Annotated in this window: 13 protein-coding genes; 7 read left to right on the top strand and 6 right to left on the bottom strand. The window is 33.9% G+C overall.

Translation table 11 applies throughout. From position 1 onward, the window contains the following. Nucleotide 1: 1 nt before the first annotated feature. The 5 genes from V8G56_RS02895 to leuS form a co-directional block, all read right to left on the bottom strand. Nucleotides 2-1,144, bottom strand: coding sequence for a methionine aminotransferase (locus tag V8G56_RS02895; protein WP_395436958.1), 1,143 nt, complete (start codon nucleotides 1,142-1,144; stop codon nucleotides 2-4). Nucleotides 1,145-1,200: 56 nt separating this feature from the next. Beyond that, the gene (locus V8G56_RS02890) at nucleotides 1,201-2,970 is read right to left on the bottom strand and encodes a MutS-related protein (RefSeq protein WP_395436957.1); all 1,770 of its coding nucleotides are present in this window, start codon (nucleotides 2,968-2,970) and stop codon (nucleotides 1,201-1,203) included. Nucleotides 2,971-3,050: 80 nt separating this feature from the next. Further along, nucleotides 3,051-3,746, bottom strand: coding sequence for a zinc metallopeptidase (locus V8G56_RS02885; protein WP_395436956.1), 696 nt, complete (start codon nucleotides 3,744-3,746; stop codon nucleotides 3,051-3,053). Between the two features lie 76 nt (nucleotides 3,747-3,822). Further along, nucleotides 3,823-4,086: a SemiSWEET family sugar transporter gene (locus V8G56_RS02880; RefSeq protein ID WP_395436955.1), complete on the bottom strand. Its 264-nt coding sequence runs from the start codon at nucleotides 4,084-4,086 to the stop codon at nucleotides 3,823-3,825. Next, a complete protein-coding gene (gene leuS / locus V8G56_RS02875) occupies nucleotides 4,079-6,904 on the bottom strand; it encodes a leucine--tRNA ligase (RefSeq protein ID WP_395436954.1) in 2,826 nt (941 codons plus the stop codon). Before leuS ends, V8G56_RS02880 begins: the two co-directional genes overlap by 8 nt. 205 nt (nucleotides 6,905-7,109) lie before the next feature. Here leuS and V8G56_RS02870 point away from each other — a divergent pair, with 205 nt between their 5' ends. Continuing rightward, complete coding sequence (locus V8G56_RS02870) at nucleotides 7,110-7,886, top strand: patatin-like phospholipase family protein (protein ID WP_395436953.1); 777 nt, start codon at nucleotides 7,110-7,112, stop codon at nucleotides 7,884-7,886. Nucleotides 7,887-7,932: 46 nt separating this feature from the next. Beyond that, a complete protein-coding gene (locus V8G56_RS02865; protein ID WP_395436952.1) occupies nucleotides 7,933-8,838 on the top strand; it encodes a DMT family transporter in 906 nt (301 codons plus the stop codon). On the opposite strand, the gene V8G56_RS02860 is transcribed toward V8G56_RS02865, so the two are convergent. After that, complete coding sequence (locus V8G56_RS02860) at nucleotides 8,835-9,755, bottom strand: ketopantoate reductase family protein (protein WP_395436951.1); 921 nt, start codon at nucleotides 9,753-9,755, stop codon at nucleotides 8,835-8,837. The genes V8G56_RS02865 and V8G56_RS02860 overlap by 4 nt on opposite strands. Before the next feature lie 66 nt (nucleotides 9,756-9,821). On the opposite strand from V8G56_RS02860, the gene V8G56_RS02855 reads away from it, so the two are divergent. The 5 genes from V8G56_RS02855 (at nucleotide 9,822) to V8G56_RS02835 (ending at nucleotide 13,234) form a co-directional block, all read left to right on the top strand. Beyond that, on the top strand, nucleotides 9,822-10,700 hold the full coding sequence (locus V8G56_RS02855) for a cell division protein FtsX (RefSeq protein ID WP_395436950.1): 879 nt from the start codon (nucleotides 9,822-9,824) through the stop codon (nucleotides 10,698-10,700). 186 nt (nucleotides 10,701-10,886) lie between these two features. Continuing rightward, nucleotides 10,887-11,141, top strand: a complete 255-nt coding sequence (locus V8G56_RS02850) for a DUF3098 domain-containing protein (RefSeq protein ID WP_395436949.1) — start codon at nucleotides 10,887-10,889, stop codon at nucleotides 11,139-11,141. Then, nucleotides 11,141-11,953 carry an undecaprenyl-diphosphate phosphatase gene (locus tag V8G56_RS02845; protein WP_395436948.1) on the top strand — a complete coding sequence of 271 codons (813 nt, stop codon included), beginning with the start codon at nucleotides 11,141-11,143 and terminating at the stop codon, nucleotides 11,951-11,953. The genes V8G56_RS02850 and V8G56_RS02845 overlap by 1 nt, the downstream gene beginning before the upstream one ends. Beyond that, nucleotides 11,953-12,648 carry a tRNA pseudouridine(55) synthase TruB gene (gene truB / locus V8G56_RS02840; RefSeq protein WP_395436947.1) on the top strand — a complete coding sequence of 232 codons (696 nt, stop codon included), beginning with the start codon at nucleotides 11,953-11,955 and terminating at the stop codon, nucleotides 12,646-12,648. The genes V8G56_RS02845 and truB overlap by 1 nt, the downstream gene beginning before the upstream one ends. 34 nt (nucleotides 12,649-12,682) lie before the next feature. Then, nucleotides 12,683-13,234, top strand: coding sequence for a hypothetical protein (locus V8G56_RS02835; protein ID WP_395436946.1), 552 nt, complete (start codon nucleotides 12,683-12,685; stop codon nucleotides 13,232-13,234). The last annotated feature ends 38 nt before the right edge of the window (nucleotides 13,235-13,272 follow it).

Below are 13,272 nucleotides of genomic sequence, written 5' to 3'. Positions count from 1 at the left end.
ATTAAATAGCGTTTAAAATTTCGGCTGCTTCTTTTAAGGTATCATTCGTTTTTGCAAAGCAAAATCGCAATACTTTATTGTCTAAATTATTACTGTTAAAAACGGATAATGGAATGGCTGCAATACCATATTCAATGACCAATCGTTTAGCAAATGCCACATCATTTTCTTTAGTGATTTCTGAATAATCTAACACCTGAAAATAGGTTCCCTTTGAAGGTGTAAACTTAAATCTTGAGGGCTTAATAAGATTTAAAAACAAATCTCTTTTTTCCTGATAAAATTGTGAAAGTTCAAGATAATGACTGGGTTCTTTAAGATATTCGGCCAATCCTTTTTGAACCGGATGATTCACACAAAACACATTAAATTGGTGCACTTTCCTAAATTCTTCCGTAAGCTCTTTTGGAGCACAGCAATAGCCTGTTTTCCAGCCTGTGTTATGAAACGTTTTTCCAAAAGAAGCCACAACCAAACTTCTTGATTTTAAATCAGGAAACAAACACGCACTTTGATGTTTTTCGTTATCAAAAATAATGTGTTCATACACCTCATCACTGAGCACTAAAATATTGGTCCCTTTGGTTAGCTCTTGAAGCTTTAACATATCATTTTTAGAAAAAATACGCCCACTTGGGTTTTGTGGTGTATTTATAATAATCATTTTGGTGCGCGAATTAATTTTTTGTTTGACTAATTCCCAATTGATAGAATACAGCGGTGCCTCAAGTTGTATTGCTATAGTTTTTCCGCCATTCAATTCAACAAATGGCTCATAACAATCATAAGCCGGCTTAAAAATAATAACTTCATCATGATGGTTTACAAAAGCCGTAATAATACATGAAATAGCTTGTGTGGCTCCTGCTGTAATCGTGATTTCTGTTTCAGGATGATATGTTGATCGATATAATCTATCAAATTTTTTAGCAATTTCTTCACGCAACTCAATTATTCCAGGCATAGGCGCATACTGATTGTAGCCATCTTTCATTGCCTTATAAACTAAATCAATTAAATACTGATCGCTTTTGAAATTTGGAAATCCTTGAGATAAGTTTAAAGCTTTATATTGCGAAGCAAAAGAGCCCATCACCGTAAAAATATTGGTTCCAATTTGAGGTAATTTTGATTTGTGTTGCATACTTATAAAGATAACAACTTATTGAGATAAATTATATTGGGAGCTCCATAAATAATTTAAATAATATCCATCTTTTTTAATAAAAAAGAGGCGTTCATATTTTTACAAACACCTTGTTTTAAAGTATAGTCAAAATAAAGTTCATCATTAATGATTTCAGCATCAAAAAAATAATTTTTCACTTCATTCAACTCCTTTTCAATTTCGCACAAACTTAAGTCATGTGTTGCAATAATACCTGTCGCCTTTGAGGCTACTAATTTTTCGACAAATTTCTTAGAACCAATAGCTTTATCTGTACTGTTAGTTCCTTTTAAAATTTCATCTAATACAATAAAATAAGGCTCTTTCTTGATAGCATCTACAATATATTTGAGACGTTTTAATTCTGAAAAGAAATACGAACTGTCATCTGATAATGAATCATTAGTCCGCATACTCGTTATTAACTTGACAGGAAAATATTGACTACTTTTTGCACAGACCGGTAAGCCCACATTTGCCATTACTATATGTAAAGAAACAGTTCTTAAAAAAGTACTTTTTCCAGCCATATTGGCGCCTGTTACTATAAAAAATTGTTCGCTGTCAATTAATAAATCACTATCCACGCGCTTTGTTTTATTTAATAAGGGGTGCCCTAATTGTGTGGCACTAATAATAGGTCCGTTTTTGATAATTTCCGGAAAAACAAACTCAGGATGATTAAAGGCGAAATTACCCAGAGAATTATAGGCATCAAAAAAGGAAACGACTTCAAACCAATCAGATACTTTATTGGCATGTTGTGAAATCCATTTTTCAACTTTGTAACTGTTTTTTAAATCCAGAAGGAATAACCCATTTCCAAAAATGGCTGAAATCAAGTTGTTTCTGTTATCTAGTGCGTCTAAACTTTTTGAAAATTCTTTAAATATGATTGATGCCTTTTTACCATTTGATTTAATTTGATTTTGTTTTTCCTGCAGTTCCCTTGAAGAAAAGTTTTCATTTTCAATTTGCTTCAAAAGTGAGGCATATTGACGAAAGGTTTCCTTTACCTTATCACAATTTGAAGATAGTTCATTAATCTTTTTAAGATATATTCCAGTCACGGCTAATCCAACAAGCAACCAGTAACCAATCCAAGATTGATCAACCCTGTTAAATATGGTCAAGCCTAATATCACTAAAGAGATGATGCTAAAACTGATGGGCAGCCATCGCATTATTCCTGGTAAAAAAGGTTTATGCTCTAACAACCAGGAGATAATATTTTGAGCTGAAGTCTCCACTTTAACAAGACTTGACGTAGCAGCATAATATTGTCGCCATTTTGGTTTTGCACCTAACTCTTGAATAGCCTCTTGTCGAAGTTGAATATTAGATATATCATTCACTTTTAAAGCTTCCGCGAGCTTCTCAGTGCCTTCTGAAATGGTTGTTCTGTTGATGTATTGAAAAAAAGACCCATGACCAAACAGATCAATATCTATGCTATAAAAGTGATTTACCTCTTGAAATTCCAAGCCTTTATTTCTATGATGGAAACTACCTCTAAGAATGGTTATTTCCTCTTCATTAATTTTGATGAGTTCTTTATAAAACGCTCTTTGATTCTTAACATTTGAATATTTAGACAGCAAATAGGCAAATAGTATAACACTTATCAAACCAATTATAGTGGCTAACTGCCAATAATCAAACAACATATATATTGCAACTACAGTGGCTATAAACACCAATACTCTAAGGGTACTTAAAAGCATTATTTGTTTGCCCCTTTTTTGTTCTTCTTGCTGATAGGCTTCTAATTGTCTTGTATAATATGTTAAAGGCTCGTTCATAAGTGATTCTGATTGATAAATAAAGAAACAAAAAAGCCCTGAAACCATTCAGAGCTTTCTATATAAAATTCAATGTTTTTTTAATCTCTTCCTCCAAATACTTGAAGTGCCCAATATAAAAGGTTTGCTAAGGCACCAATTGCCGCTACCAAATAGGTTCTTGCAGCCCATTTAAGAGCATCTTCAGAACCCACATATTCATCAGGGCTTAACATGTTTTTATTTTTTAACCAAGCCAATGCACGGTTACTGGCATCATATTCAACAGGTAAGGTTATAAAACTAAAAACTGTAGCAAATCCCATTAATAATACGCCTGCTGCTGCCACATACCAACCAAGGCCGAGGCCCGCTGCGCCACCAAGTACTAACCCACCAATGATCAACCATTGAGACATTCCTGAGGTTACACTCACCACTGGCACTAAAGCAGAACGCATTTCTAACCACTGGTATGCTTTGGCATGTTGCACAGCATGTCCACATTCATGCGCAGCCACTGCCGCAGAGGCCGCATTTCTTTGGTTATAAACAGATTCACTTAAGTTTACTGTTTTATTTTTCGGGTTGTAGTGGTCTGTTAATTGTCCGGGTGTAGAAATAACTTCCACGTCATAAATACCATTGTCTGAAAGCATTTTTTCAGCAATTTCTTTTCCGCTCATGCCATTACGCAATTGCACTTTTGAATACTTTTCAAATTTACGTTTCAAGGTGCTACTTACTAACCAACTAACTAAAGCTATGGCACCTATTAATATATAATATCCTATCATTTTTTTTTGTCTTTAAAATTTAAATTAAATGTAACAAAAATAACGCCACTTTTTAAAAGTGAAATTTTGTCAGTTTCTATTTATTATGGTATTTGATTTTGAAATATACTAATATAAATGAAGACACTAAAGTAATTGAATTTGCAAAAATCAATGAAGGACTGTCTTTTAAAAGTCCATAAACCAACCAAGCTAAAATACCGACAAAAAACATAGCCAGCATAGGTAATGACAATCCAGTAACATCTTTAGTTTTCCAGGTTTTATAAACCTGAGGTAAAAAGGCTGCTGTTGTTAAAAACGCTGCCACAAACCCTATGATTTCAATATAACTATCCAACTATGTTTACAATTTTACCAGGAACAATAATTACTTTTTTAGGTGTTCTGCCTTGTAATTGTTCCTGTGTTTTTTCATGTGCCATAACCGCCGCTTCTATTTCCTGTTGTGACAAATCTAAAGACAGCTCTAAAGTAAATCGCATTTTTCCATTAAAAGAAATAGGGTAATTTTTAGTGCTTTCTACCAAATAACTGGCATCAAATGTTGGAAATGACGCTATTGAAATAGATTGCTTATGCCCTAATTGATTCCACAATTCTTCAGCAATATGGGGTGCATATGGGGATAATAGAATTAATAAGGGTTCAAGAATGTCCTTACTCGTGCATTTTTGAGCGGTTAACTCATTCACAGCAATCATAAACGTAGACACCGAGGTATTGAATGAGAAATTCTCAATGTCTTCTTCTACTTTTTTAATGGTTTTATGAAGGGTTTTAAGATTGTCTTTTGAAGGTTCTACATCATTTACAAGTAATCCATTTTCACCAACATATAATTTCCACATTTTTTTAAGGAAAGAATGCACACCAGTAATCCCAGCGGTATTCCAAGGTTTGTATTGCTCTAAAGGCCCCAAAAACATTTCATATAAACGCAAACTGTCTGCACCATAATCAACACAAATCTGGTCTGGATTGACCACATTGTATTTGGATTTGGACATTTTTTCAACGTCTCTACCCACTTTGTAAATACCATTTTCTAAAACAAATTCAGCCTCTTTAAATTCTTCTCTCCAATTTATAAAAGCTTCAATATCTAATTCATCTGACGCATTGACAAAAGAGACATCTGTATGAATTGCTTGAACATTTTTACCTTCGATTAGCCCTTTTGATAAAAACTTATTTTCTCCATCAACTCTATAAACAAAGGCACTCGTCCCTAAAATCATTCCCTGATTAATCAATTTTTTTGCATACTCATCAACAGGCACCAAGCCTTTATCAAACATAAATTTTTGCCAGAAACGAGAGTATAATAAATGCCCTGTGGCATGCTCGCTACCGCCTATGTACAAGTCTACTTGTTGCCAATAGTTAATCGCTTTCTGGGAGAAAATCTCTTCGTCATTATGAGGATCCATATAGCGATTAAAATACTGCGAGCTTCCAGCCCAACCTGGCATGGTATTCAATTCTAACGGGAATACCGTTTTATGATCAATCAAATCATTTGAAACCACTTCATTCTTATCAGTATTCCAAGCCCAAACAGTGGCGTTTCCTAATGGTGGCTCGCCTGTTTCAGTTGGTAAGTATTTTTCAACTTCAGGCAAGCGTATTGGTAAATACTTCGCATCAATCATTTGCGGCATACCTTTTATATAATACACCGGAAAAGGTTCTCCCCAATAACGTTGACGAGAAAATACCGCATCACGCAAACGGTAATTTGTTTTTCCTTGTCCTTGGCCCAATTTTTCCAGTGCTTCAATGATTTTCTTAGTTGCTTCCTTATAATTTAGTCCGTTTAAGAAATCGCTGTTAGCAATGACGGTTCTGTCTTTATCAGCAAAGGCTTCTGCTGTAATATCAGCCCCTTCGAAAATATTAGGAATCGGGATCTTAAAGTGTTTAGCAAAATCATAATCACGCTGATCTCCACATGGCACTGACATCACGGCTCCCGTTCCATAACCTGCCAACACATAATCACCAATCCAAACCGGAACGGGTTGTTTTGTAAACGGATGCTCTACATAAGCGCCTGTAAAAGCGCCTGTAATGGTTTTTACATCGGCCATTCTATCACGTTCACTACGTTTAGCCGTTGCTAATATATAAGCTTCCACCTCAGCTTTTTGTTCAGGGGTTGTAATTTTTGACACCAGTTCGTGCTCAGGAGCCAAGGTCATAAAGCTCACCCCAAAAATAGTGTCAGGACGTGTTGTAAACACATCTATAACATGAGATTGCTTTGCTTCGCTCGCAATGACGTTGAAAGAGACCGATGCTCCAACTGATTTTCCAATCCAGTTACGCTGACTTTCTTTTAAAGAATCTGTCCAATCAATAGTCTCTAATCCTTGAAGCAAACGTTCTGCATAGGCAGATATTCGCATACTCCATTGGGTCATTTTTTTTCGAATCACCGGATGGCCTCCCCGCTCTGAAACGCCATTGACAATTTCATCATTTGCTAAAACAGTTCCTAAGGCAGGACACCAGTTCACTTCTGTTTCCGCTAAATAAGTGAGTCTATATTGTAATAAGATTTGTTGTTGTTTTACAGCATCAAAAGTCTTCCATTCTGATGCAGAAAATATTTGGATGTTATCATCACATACGGCATTAACATTTGCATTTCCTTCAGAAGTAAAAATTGTCACTAATTCTGAAATGTCTTCCGCTTTATTCGCATTATTATTATACCAAGAATTAAACAATTGAATAAAAATCCATTGTGTCCATTTATAATAACTTGGGTCCGAAGTACGTACTTCTCTGCTCCAGTCAAATGAAAACCCAATCTGATCTAACTGACGACGATAGGTTTTTATATTTTCTTCTGTAGTTAAAGCCGGATGTTGCCCGGTTTGAATAGCATATTGTTCAGCAGGCAATCCAAAACTATCATAGCCTTGAGGATGCAATACATTAAAACCTTTATGGCGTTTGTAACGGGCGTAAATATCTGAAGCAATATATCCAAGAGGATGTCCAACATGCAAACCCGCACCACTTGGATAAGGGAACATGTCTAATACATAATACTTTGGTTTTTCTGAATAATTTTCAGCTTTAAACGTTTGATTTTCTGCCCAGTATTTTTGCCATTTGGCCTCTATCTCGTTGAAATGGTACTTCATTCTATATTATAACTATTAACGTCACTTGAGAACAAAGTGAAGTAATCTGTTAATTTCAAAAGATTACTATGTTGTTTCACTCCTCGTTTTGACGGAATTTGAAGCGCAAAGTTACGTTTTAAAAAGAAAAAACTAAAAGCTATTTCAATTACTTCAAGGTATTTTTTATAATTGTATCTTTATTGTACTTTATAATTAAATTATTATGAATGAAGAAATTGGCTTAGTTCTATCTGGTGGTGGTGTTCGGGCAATTGCACATATTGGTTTAATAAAAGTTTTATTAGAAAATGGAATTGTCCCAACTCAGGTTTCTGGAACAAGTGCTGGGGCATTAGTTTGTGCTTTATATGCTGCTGGATATAACACAGATGAAATGATTCAGTTTTTTAAGCAAACGCCTATTTTAGATTTCTCATTATACGCCCTCAATAAACCTGGGATTTTAGATAGTGGTAAGTACGAGAAATTCTTTAAAACCTTTTTTTCTGAAAATTCATTTGAAAAATTAAAATATCCATTAACAACAACAGCAACCAATTTGCTGTCTGGCAGATTAGAATATTTCAGTAAAGGCGAATTGATAAAACCCTTAATCGCCTCTTGTGCTTTACCTCCCTTATTTTCTCCTTTAAAAATTAATGATAAGCTATATTCTGATGGTGGTATTTTAAATAATTTCCCGGTTGAACCGTTAAAAAAACAAAAAATCCCTAAAATAATTGGCAGTTTTGTAAATCCGATAACTCCTATTAAAGAATCAGAAATTAACAGCTCCTTAAAATTAGTTTATCGGGTCTATCATCTTGGTTTAGAAATGAATAATATCAAGAAATTTAAACTGTGTAATTATGTTTTTGAACCAAAAGCCATAGATAAAATTGGCACCTTAGAAACTAAAGGTATTGATACTGCTTTTGAAATTGGTTACAATCAAGCCAAAAAAGAAATAAACGAAATTCTCATTTCTTTAGAAAAATGAAAAAATCAATTTAAAATTTCTACTTTCGCATTCATATAAAAATTTTTTGAAAAACAACATATTTAAAGCGCATCTTGCCTTATTAGGCGCCAACCTCATTTATGGTGCTAATTTTATGATTGCCAAAGGCATCATGCCTAATAAAATTGGCCCTTCTGCTTTAGTTGTTTTTAGACTTATTGGCGCTGGTCTTTTATTCTGGATTATTAAACGATTTGTAAAAGAATCCATTGATAAAAAGGATTATCCCATGATTATACTTTGTGCCATACTTGGTGCTGCAGTCAATATGCTCCTGTTTTTTCACGGGTTAAGTTTAACCTCTCCTATTGATGCCTCTATTATTAGTACTTCCATTCCTGTAATGGTATTAATTTTTAGCGCTTTTATTTTAAAAGAAAAAATCACTAATTATAAGTTATTAGGCATCGCTATTGGTGGTCTTGGTGCCTTTTTATTGGTTTGGTATGGCAATAAAACTGAAGGTACCAGTTCTTTATTAGGTAATGTTCTCGTATTCATAAATACCTGCTCGTATGCGCTTTATCTTGTTTTAATAAAACCTTTGATGATGAAATACAACCCAATTACCATCATAAGTTGGGTATTCTTATTAGGGTTTATTTTTGTATTACCATTTGGGATTAACGATGTGATCCATACCGACTATGAAGCATTTACTTTACAAACCTATTTAAGTATTGGTTTTGTGGTTATCGGTACTACTTTTTTAACCTACCTTTTTAATATTTACGCCTTGCAGCATGTGGCACCATCTATTGCCGGAAGTTACGTGTATCTTCAACCCGCTATCAGTTTTGTGCTCGTTTTGATTTCGGCACTACTATTAGGGTATGACACCTATAAAGCGGACATTAATTTTGTAAAAATAATCAGCTGTTTACTCGTTGTTTCTGGTGTATATCTGGTAAGTAAAAAACAAAATCCTTAACTCCTGGCTTTCATTTCCTGTGGCAACAAGCAATGGTAAATAAAGGCATTTGTTGGCGTTTCTATTCCTAACCGTTTACCTTGATTAACAATATATCCATTAAAATTTTCAAGTTCGCTAGGCTTGCCTTCCATCATATCTCTCTGCATAGATGCCGTTGTATTTGGTACTGAATTAATAAATGCCTGCATTGAAAACTCTATGTCTTGTTTTTTTAATGGAATTCCTTTTGCATTGGCAACGGAAACAACTTCTTCACCCGTTTTCCATATGATCTCTTTTATTTGGTCACTTTGTTGTAAATATTTATAAGTGACTCTGGTTATAGCACCTATGCCACTTACCATAGTTATAAACAGAAATTTGCGCCAGATATCAAGTTGAATATCTTTCGAAATCGAGTTTTTAAAACCTGCCTTGTCAAAAACCGCCTTTACTTCTTTAACTCGCTCAGTCTCTTCGCTATTATATTCCGCAAAGATAATTTCAGGCTCGAAAGCAAAGTGATTAATAACACCAGGTGATTCTACCTTACTCACAATTTTACTTAAACCCGCTAAAACATTCTCTTTTGGTAAAACAGACAACAAAGTATTAGCATTATCAGCGCCATTTTGAAGTGGTAACACCATAGTTCTAGGCGTAATAACTGATTTTAATTCTTTTGCAACTCCTAAAACCTGCCAAGATTTAACACCAAGAATCACAAGATCCGGATTTTTAATCTCACCAATGTTATCCGTCGCTTTTGCGTGTACTATGAAGTCCCCCAAAATACTTTTTACTTGTAAACCCTTTTCTTTTATAGCTTCCAGGTGTTTCCCGCGCGCAATAAAAGTAACCTCAAAACCAGCTTTCGCTAATTTTCCCCCAAAATAACCGCCTACACCACCAGTACCAATTACAACAATGTTCATATGTTTTAGTTTATATAAATACAGATTAAATATACTTTATTATTTTTACATCATTAATCCATTTTTATGAGTGCATCATTTGAAAATCTCCAAAAGCGTCGTCTTATTTCCTCCTACTTTTCTGTGGTGTTAAGTATTGCTTTGGTTTTGTTTTTATTAGGCTTATTAGGCTTGCTGGTACTGAATGCTAAAAAAGTATCTGATCATTTTAAAGAACAGGTCGTTTTAACCATCTATTTGAAGGACACTGCCAAGGAGGTTGAAATTAAGCAGCTGGAAAAAAGTTTAGCCATGGCAGACTATGTTAAAACCACTGAATATGTTTCAAAAGAGCAAGCTGCTGAGTTTATGAAGGAAGAAAATGGTGAAGATTTCATGGATTTTGTTGGGTATAACCCTTTACAAAATTCTATTGACGTGCATTTGAAAGCAGACTTTGTAACTTCTGATCAATTGGGGAAAATTTCTGAAGACGCCTTAAGTAAAAACTTTGTTGATGAAGTGACTTACGATAATGACTTAGTTACTTTAATGAATAACAATGTTAAGAAAATAAGTTTCTGGGTATTGGTGATTAGTGGCATTTTTACTTTAATCGCTGTTTTACTTATTAATAGTTCCATTCGCCTTGCTGTTTACTCCAAAAGGTTTACTATTAAAACCATGCAAATGGTAGGGGCTACCAAGCAATTTATTAGAAGACCCTTTGTTTGGAAAAGTGTTCGATTAGGAATTATTGGAGGTGTTTTAGCTCTTTTTGGAATGGCGATTGTTTTATTTTATCTCAACAAAACATTCCCTGAACTTGAATTATTAAGTAATCCTATTCTTGTTGCGCTCTTGTTTATTTTTGTGTTTACTCTGGGTATCGTTATTACCTGGATAAGCACACATATTGCCACACAACGCTTTTTAAATTTAAAAACAGATCAGTTGTATTATTAAATTTGAGCGTTACCACAAGGGTCGGGCTTTCCGCTTTATCTTTTTTGCTTTTAAAAGTAAAAAAGGATGCCGCTGCAATCCCTAACGCAATACACAACCAAAAGAATAAAACGAACAATTTATAATAGCGTTAACGTATAGTTTTTAAATAATTATGTTAATTTGCATTATTACTTTTAAATAATTATGGGAGAAAAAAAACGTAAAGAAGTTTCAGAGAGCGTATTTATCTTTGGAAAAAAAAACTATAAGTTTATGTTTATAGGGATTGCTTGTATTGCCCTGGGCTATATTTTAATGGCAGGAGGCGGTAGTGATGACCCTAATGTTTTTAACCCTGAAATATTTAGTTTTCGCAGAATTCGTTTGGCACCTATGTTAGTCCTTTTAGGTTTTGGAATCCAGATTTATGCTATTTTATTGAATCCTGATAAAAAGTAATGAACAACATTGACGCTATTATTTTAGCCGTTATTGAAGGTATTACAGAATACCTTCCAATTTCTTCTACAGGACACATGATAATAGCCTCATCACTTATGAAAATAGCTGGTGACGATTTTACAAAACTGTTTACTATAGTTATACAATTAGGGGCTATCTTATCCGTATTAGTATTATATTGGAAACGCTTTTTTCAAAGTTTAGATTTTTATTTTAAACTTTTAGTGGCCTTTATTCCTGCCGTTTTTTTTGGTTTATTATTAAATAATGTTATTGATGAATTATTAGAAAGCCCGTTAGTAGTTGCTATAACCTTAGTGTTAGGTGGATTTATCTTGTTAAAAGTTGATGACTGGTTTAAAGCAAACGAAGTTTATGATGAGGCTAATCCGCAAGCGCACACTCAAATAAGTTATAGTACCGCTTTAAAAATTGGTTTATTCCAATGTTTAGCAATGGTGCCAGGAACCTCTCGCAGTGGTGCCAGCATTATTGGAGGCATGACTCAAAAACTTAACCGAAAAACGGCGGCTGAATTTTCGTTTTTTCTCGCAGTTCCAACTATGTTTGGGGCAACAGCTAAAAAGTTATACGACTACTATCAGGCAGGTTTTGTCTTAAACAGTGACCAAATAAATTATTTAATTATAGGGAATGTAGTCGCCTTTATAGTGGCTTTAATCGCCATCAAATCTTTCATAGATTATTTAAGTAAGAGAGGTTTTAAAATTTTTGGGTATTATCGTATTATTTTGGGCGTTAGTTTATTACTTATCCATTATTTTATTTATCCCTTAACAATTGTTTAATGTTAACCGCTGAAGATTATCTATCTGGTCAAATACTCTTAATTGACAAACCCTTGCATTGGACCTCTTTTCAGGTAGTCAATAAGTTGCGTTACGAAATAAAAAAGGCCTTTAATATCAAAAAAATAAAGGTTGGACACGCAGGAACACTTGATCCTTTAGCTACAGGCTTATTGGTGATTTGTACTGGTAAAATGACCAAGCAAATTGACTCATTTCAAGGACAAATTAAAGAATACACGGGCACCCTCGTTTTAGGAAGTACAACACCTTCCTTTGATTTAGAAACTGGAATAAATGAAACCTTTTCAACCAGTCATATTACTCAAGATTTAATACACCAAACCACCAAACAATTTATTGGTGAAATTGCGCAGGTTCCACCTGTTTTTTCAGCATTAAAACAAGATGGTAAAAGATTGTATCAATTCGCCAGAGCCGGAGAAGAAGTTGAAATTAAGTCCAGAAAGGTAACCATTCAAGCATTTGAAATCACTAAAATAGAGGAGTTAAACGTTGAGTTTAGAATTGTTTGTAGTAAAGGGACCTATATTCGATCAATAGCAAATGACTTTGGAAAAGCGCTGCAATCTGGGGCTCACCTTTCTGCATTAAGGCGGACAAAAATTGGTGATTTTAATGTAAATACTGCAGAAACTGTAGATGATTTTTTAAAAAACTTACCTTCGGAATAATTTTTGAAAATTGATTTTTAATAAATCAACACCTATGAAACTTACCAAAATTCTCATTCTTTGCCTGTTTTTTACATCTCATTATTTCTATTCACAAACAGACATACAAAAAACCAGTGGTATTTTTTATAAATTTTCATTAGCTACCACTTTAGGAATAAATGAAGAATATGTCGCTTTTGATGATAGTGATGAGACCCTTATTAACCCAAGTGCCCTTTTTGTCAATAACACCATAGGTTTTCAATTTGATAAACGCACCTTATTAGGTTTAAACTTTGAATACAACTGGCATTCACAACAAGGACTGCATTTTTTTCCAGCCTATTTAAGTTTTCAATATAGTTTAAATAAGAATATTGAAAATTCGGCATTCTTTGCAAGATTTGGATATGGAACGTTGTTAGGTATCTCAAATGATTTTGAAAAAGGGAATATGTACAAGTTTGGACTTGGTGGTCAGTTTTTTTCAGAGAATGGTAATTCCTTCTTAATAGGATTGGATTTCAGCCGAAAACGCTTTGGTTATAAAACACTTGAAGGCTTATCAAGTGTTTCAATTTTTCTAGAATTTATGGTATTTTAAACTTTTTATCTTAATTTGGCGTATATATAGTAATATTC

The organism is Gaetbulibacter aquiaggeris (assembly GCF_044003965.1).
Taxonomy (GTDB): Bacteria; Bacteroidota; Bacteroidia; order Flavobacteriales; family Flavobacteriaceae; genus Yeosuana; species Yeosuana aquiaggeris.
This window is presented reverse-complemented; position numbering and strand designations above follow the sequence as displayed.

Coding starts and splice junctions, on each gene's coding strand:
- V8G56_RS02895 (WP_395436958.1), bottom strand. CDS start 1,144: ATGCAACACAAATCAAAATTACCTCAAATTGGAACCAATATTTTTACG.
- V8G56_RS02860 (WP_395436951.1), bottom strand. CDS start 9,755: ATGAACATTGTTGTAATTGGTACTGGTGGTGTAGGCGGTTATTTTGGG.
- truB (WP_395436947.1), top strand. CDS start 11,953: ATGTTAACCGCTGAAGATTATCTATCTGGTCAAATACTCTTAATTGAC.
- V8G56_RS02870 (WP_395436953.1), top strand. CDS start 7,110: ATGAATGAAGAAATTGGCTTAGTTCTATCTGGTGGTGGTGTTCGGGCA.
- V8G56_RS02850 (WP_395436949.1), top strand. CDS start 10,887: ATGGGAGAAAAAAAACGTAAAGAAGTTTCAGAGAGCGTATTTATCTTT.
- V8G56_RS02855 (WP_395436950.1), top strand. CDS start 9,822: ATGAGTGCATCATTTGAAAATCTCCAAAAGCGTCGTCTTATTTCCTCC.
- V8G56_RS02835 (WP_395436946.1), top strand. CDS start 12,683: ATGAAACTTACCAAAATTCTCATTCTTTGCCTGTTTTTTACATCTCAT.
- leuS (WP_395436954.1), bottom strand. CDS start 6,904: ATGAAGTACCATTTCAACGAGATAGAGGCCAAATGGCAAAAATACTGG.
- V8G56_RS02890 (WP_395436957.1), bottom strand. CDS start 2,970: ATGAACGAGCCTTTAACATATTATACAAGACAATTAGAAGCCTATCAG.
- V8G56_RS02845 (WP_395436948.1), top strand. CDS start 11,141: ATGAACAACATTGACGCTATTATTTTAGCCGTTATTGAAGGTATTACA.
- V8G56_RS02885 (WP_395436956.1), bottom strand. CDS start 3,746: ATGATAGGATATTATATATTAATAGGTGCCATAGCTTTAGTTAGTTGG.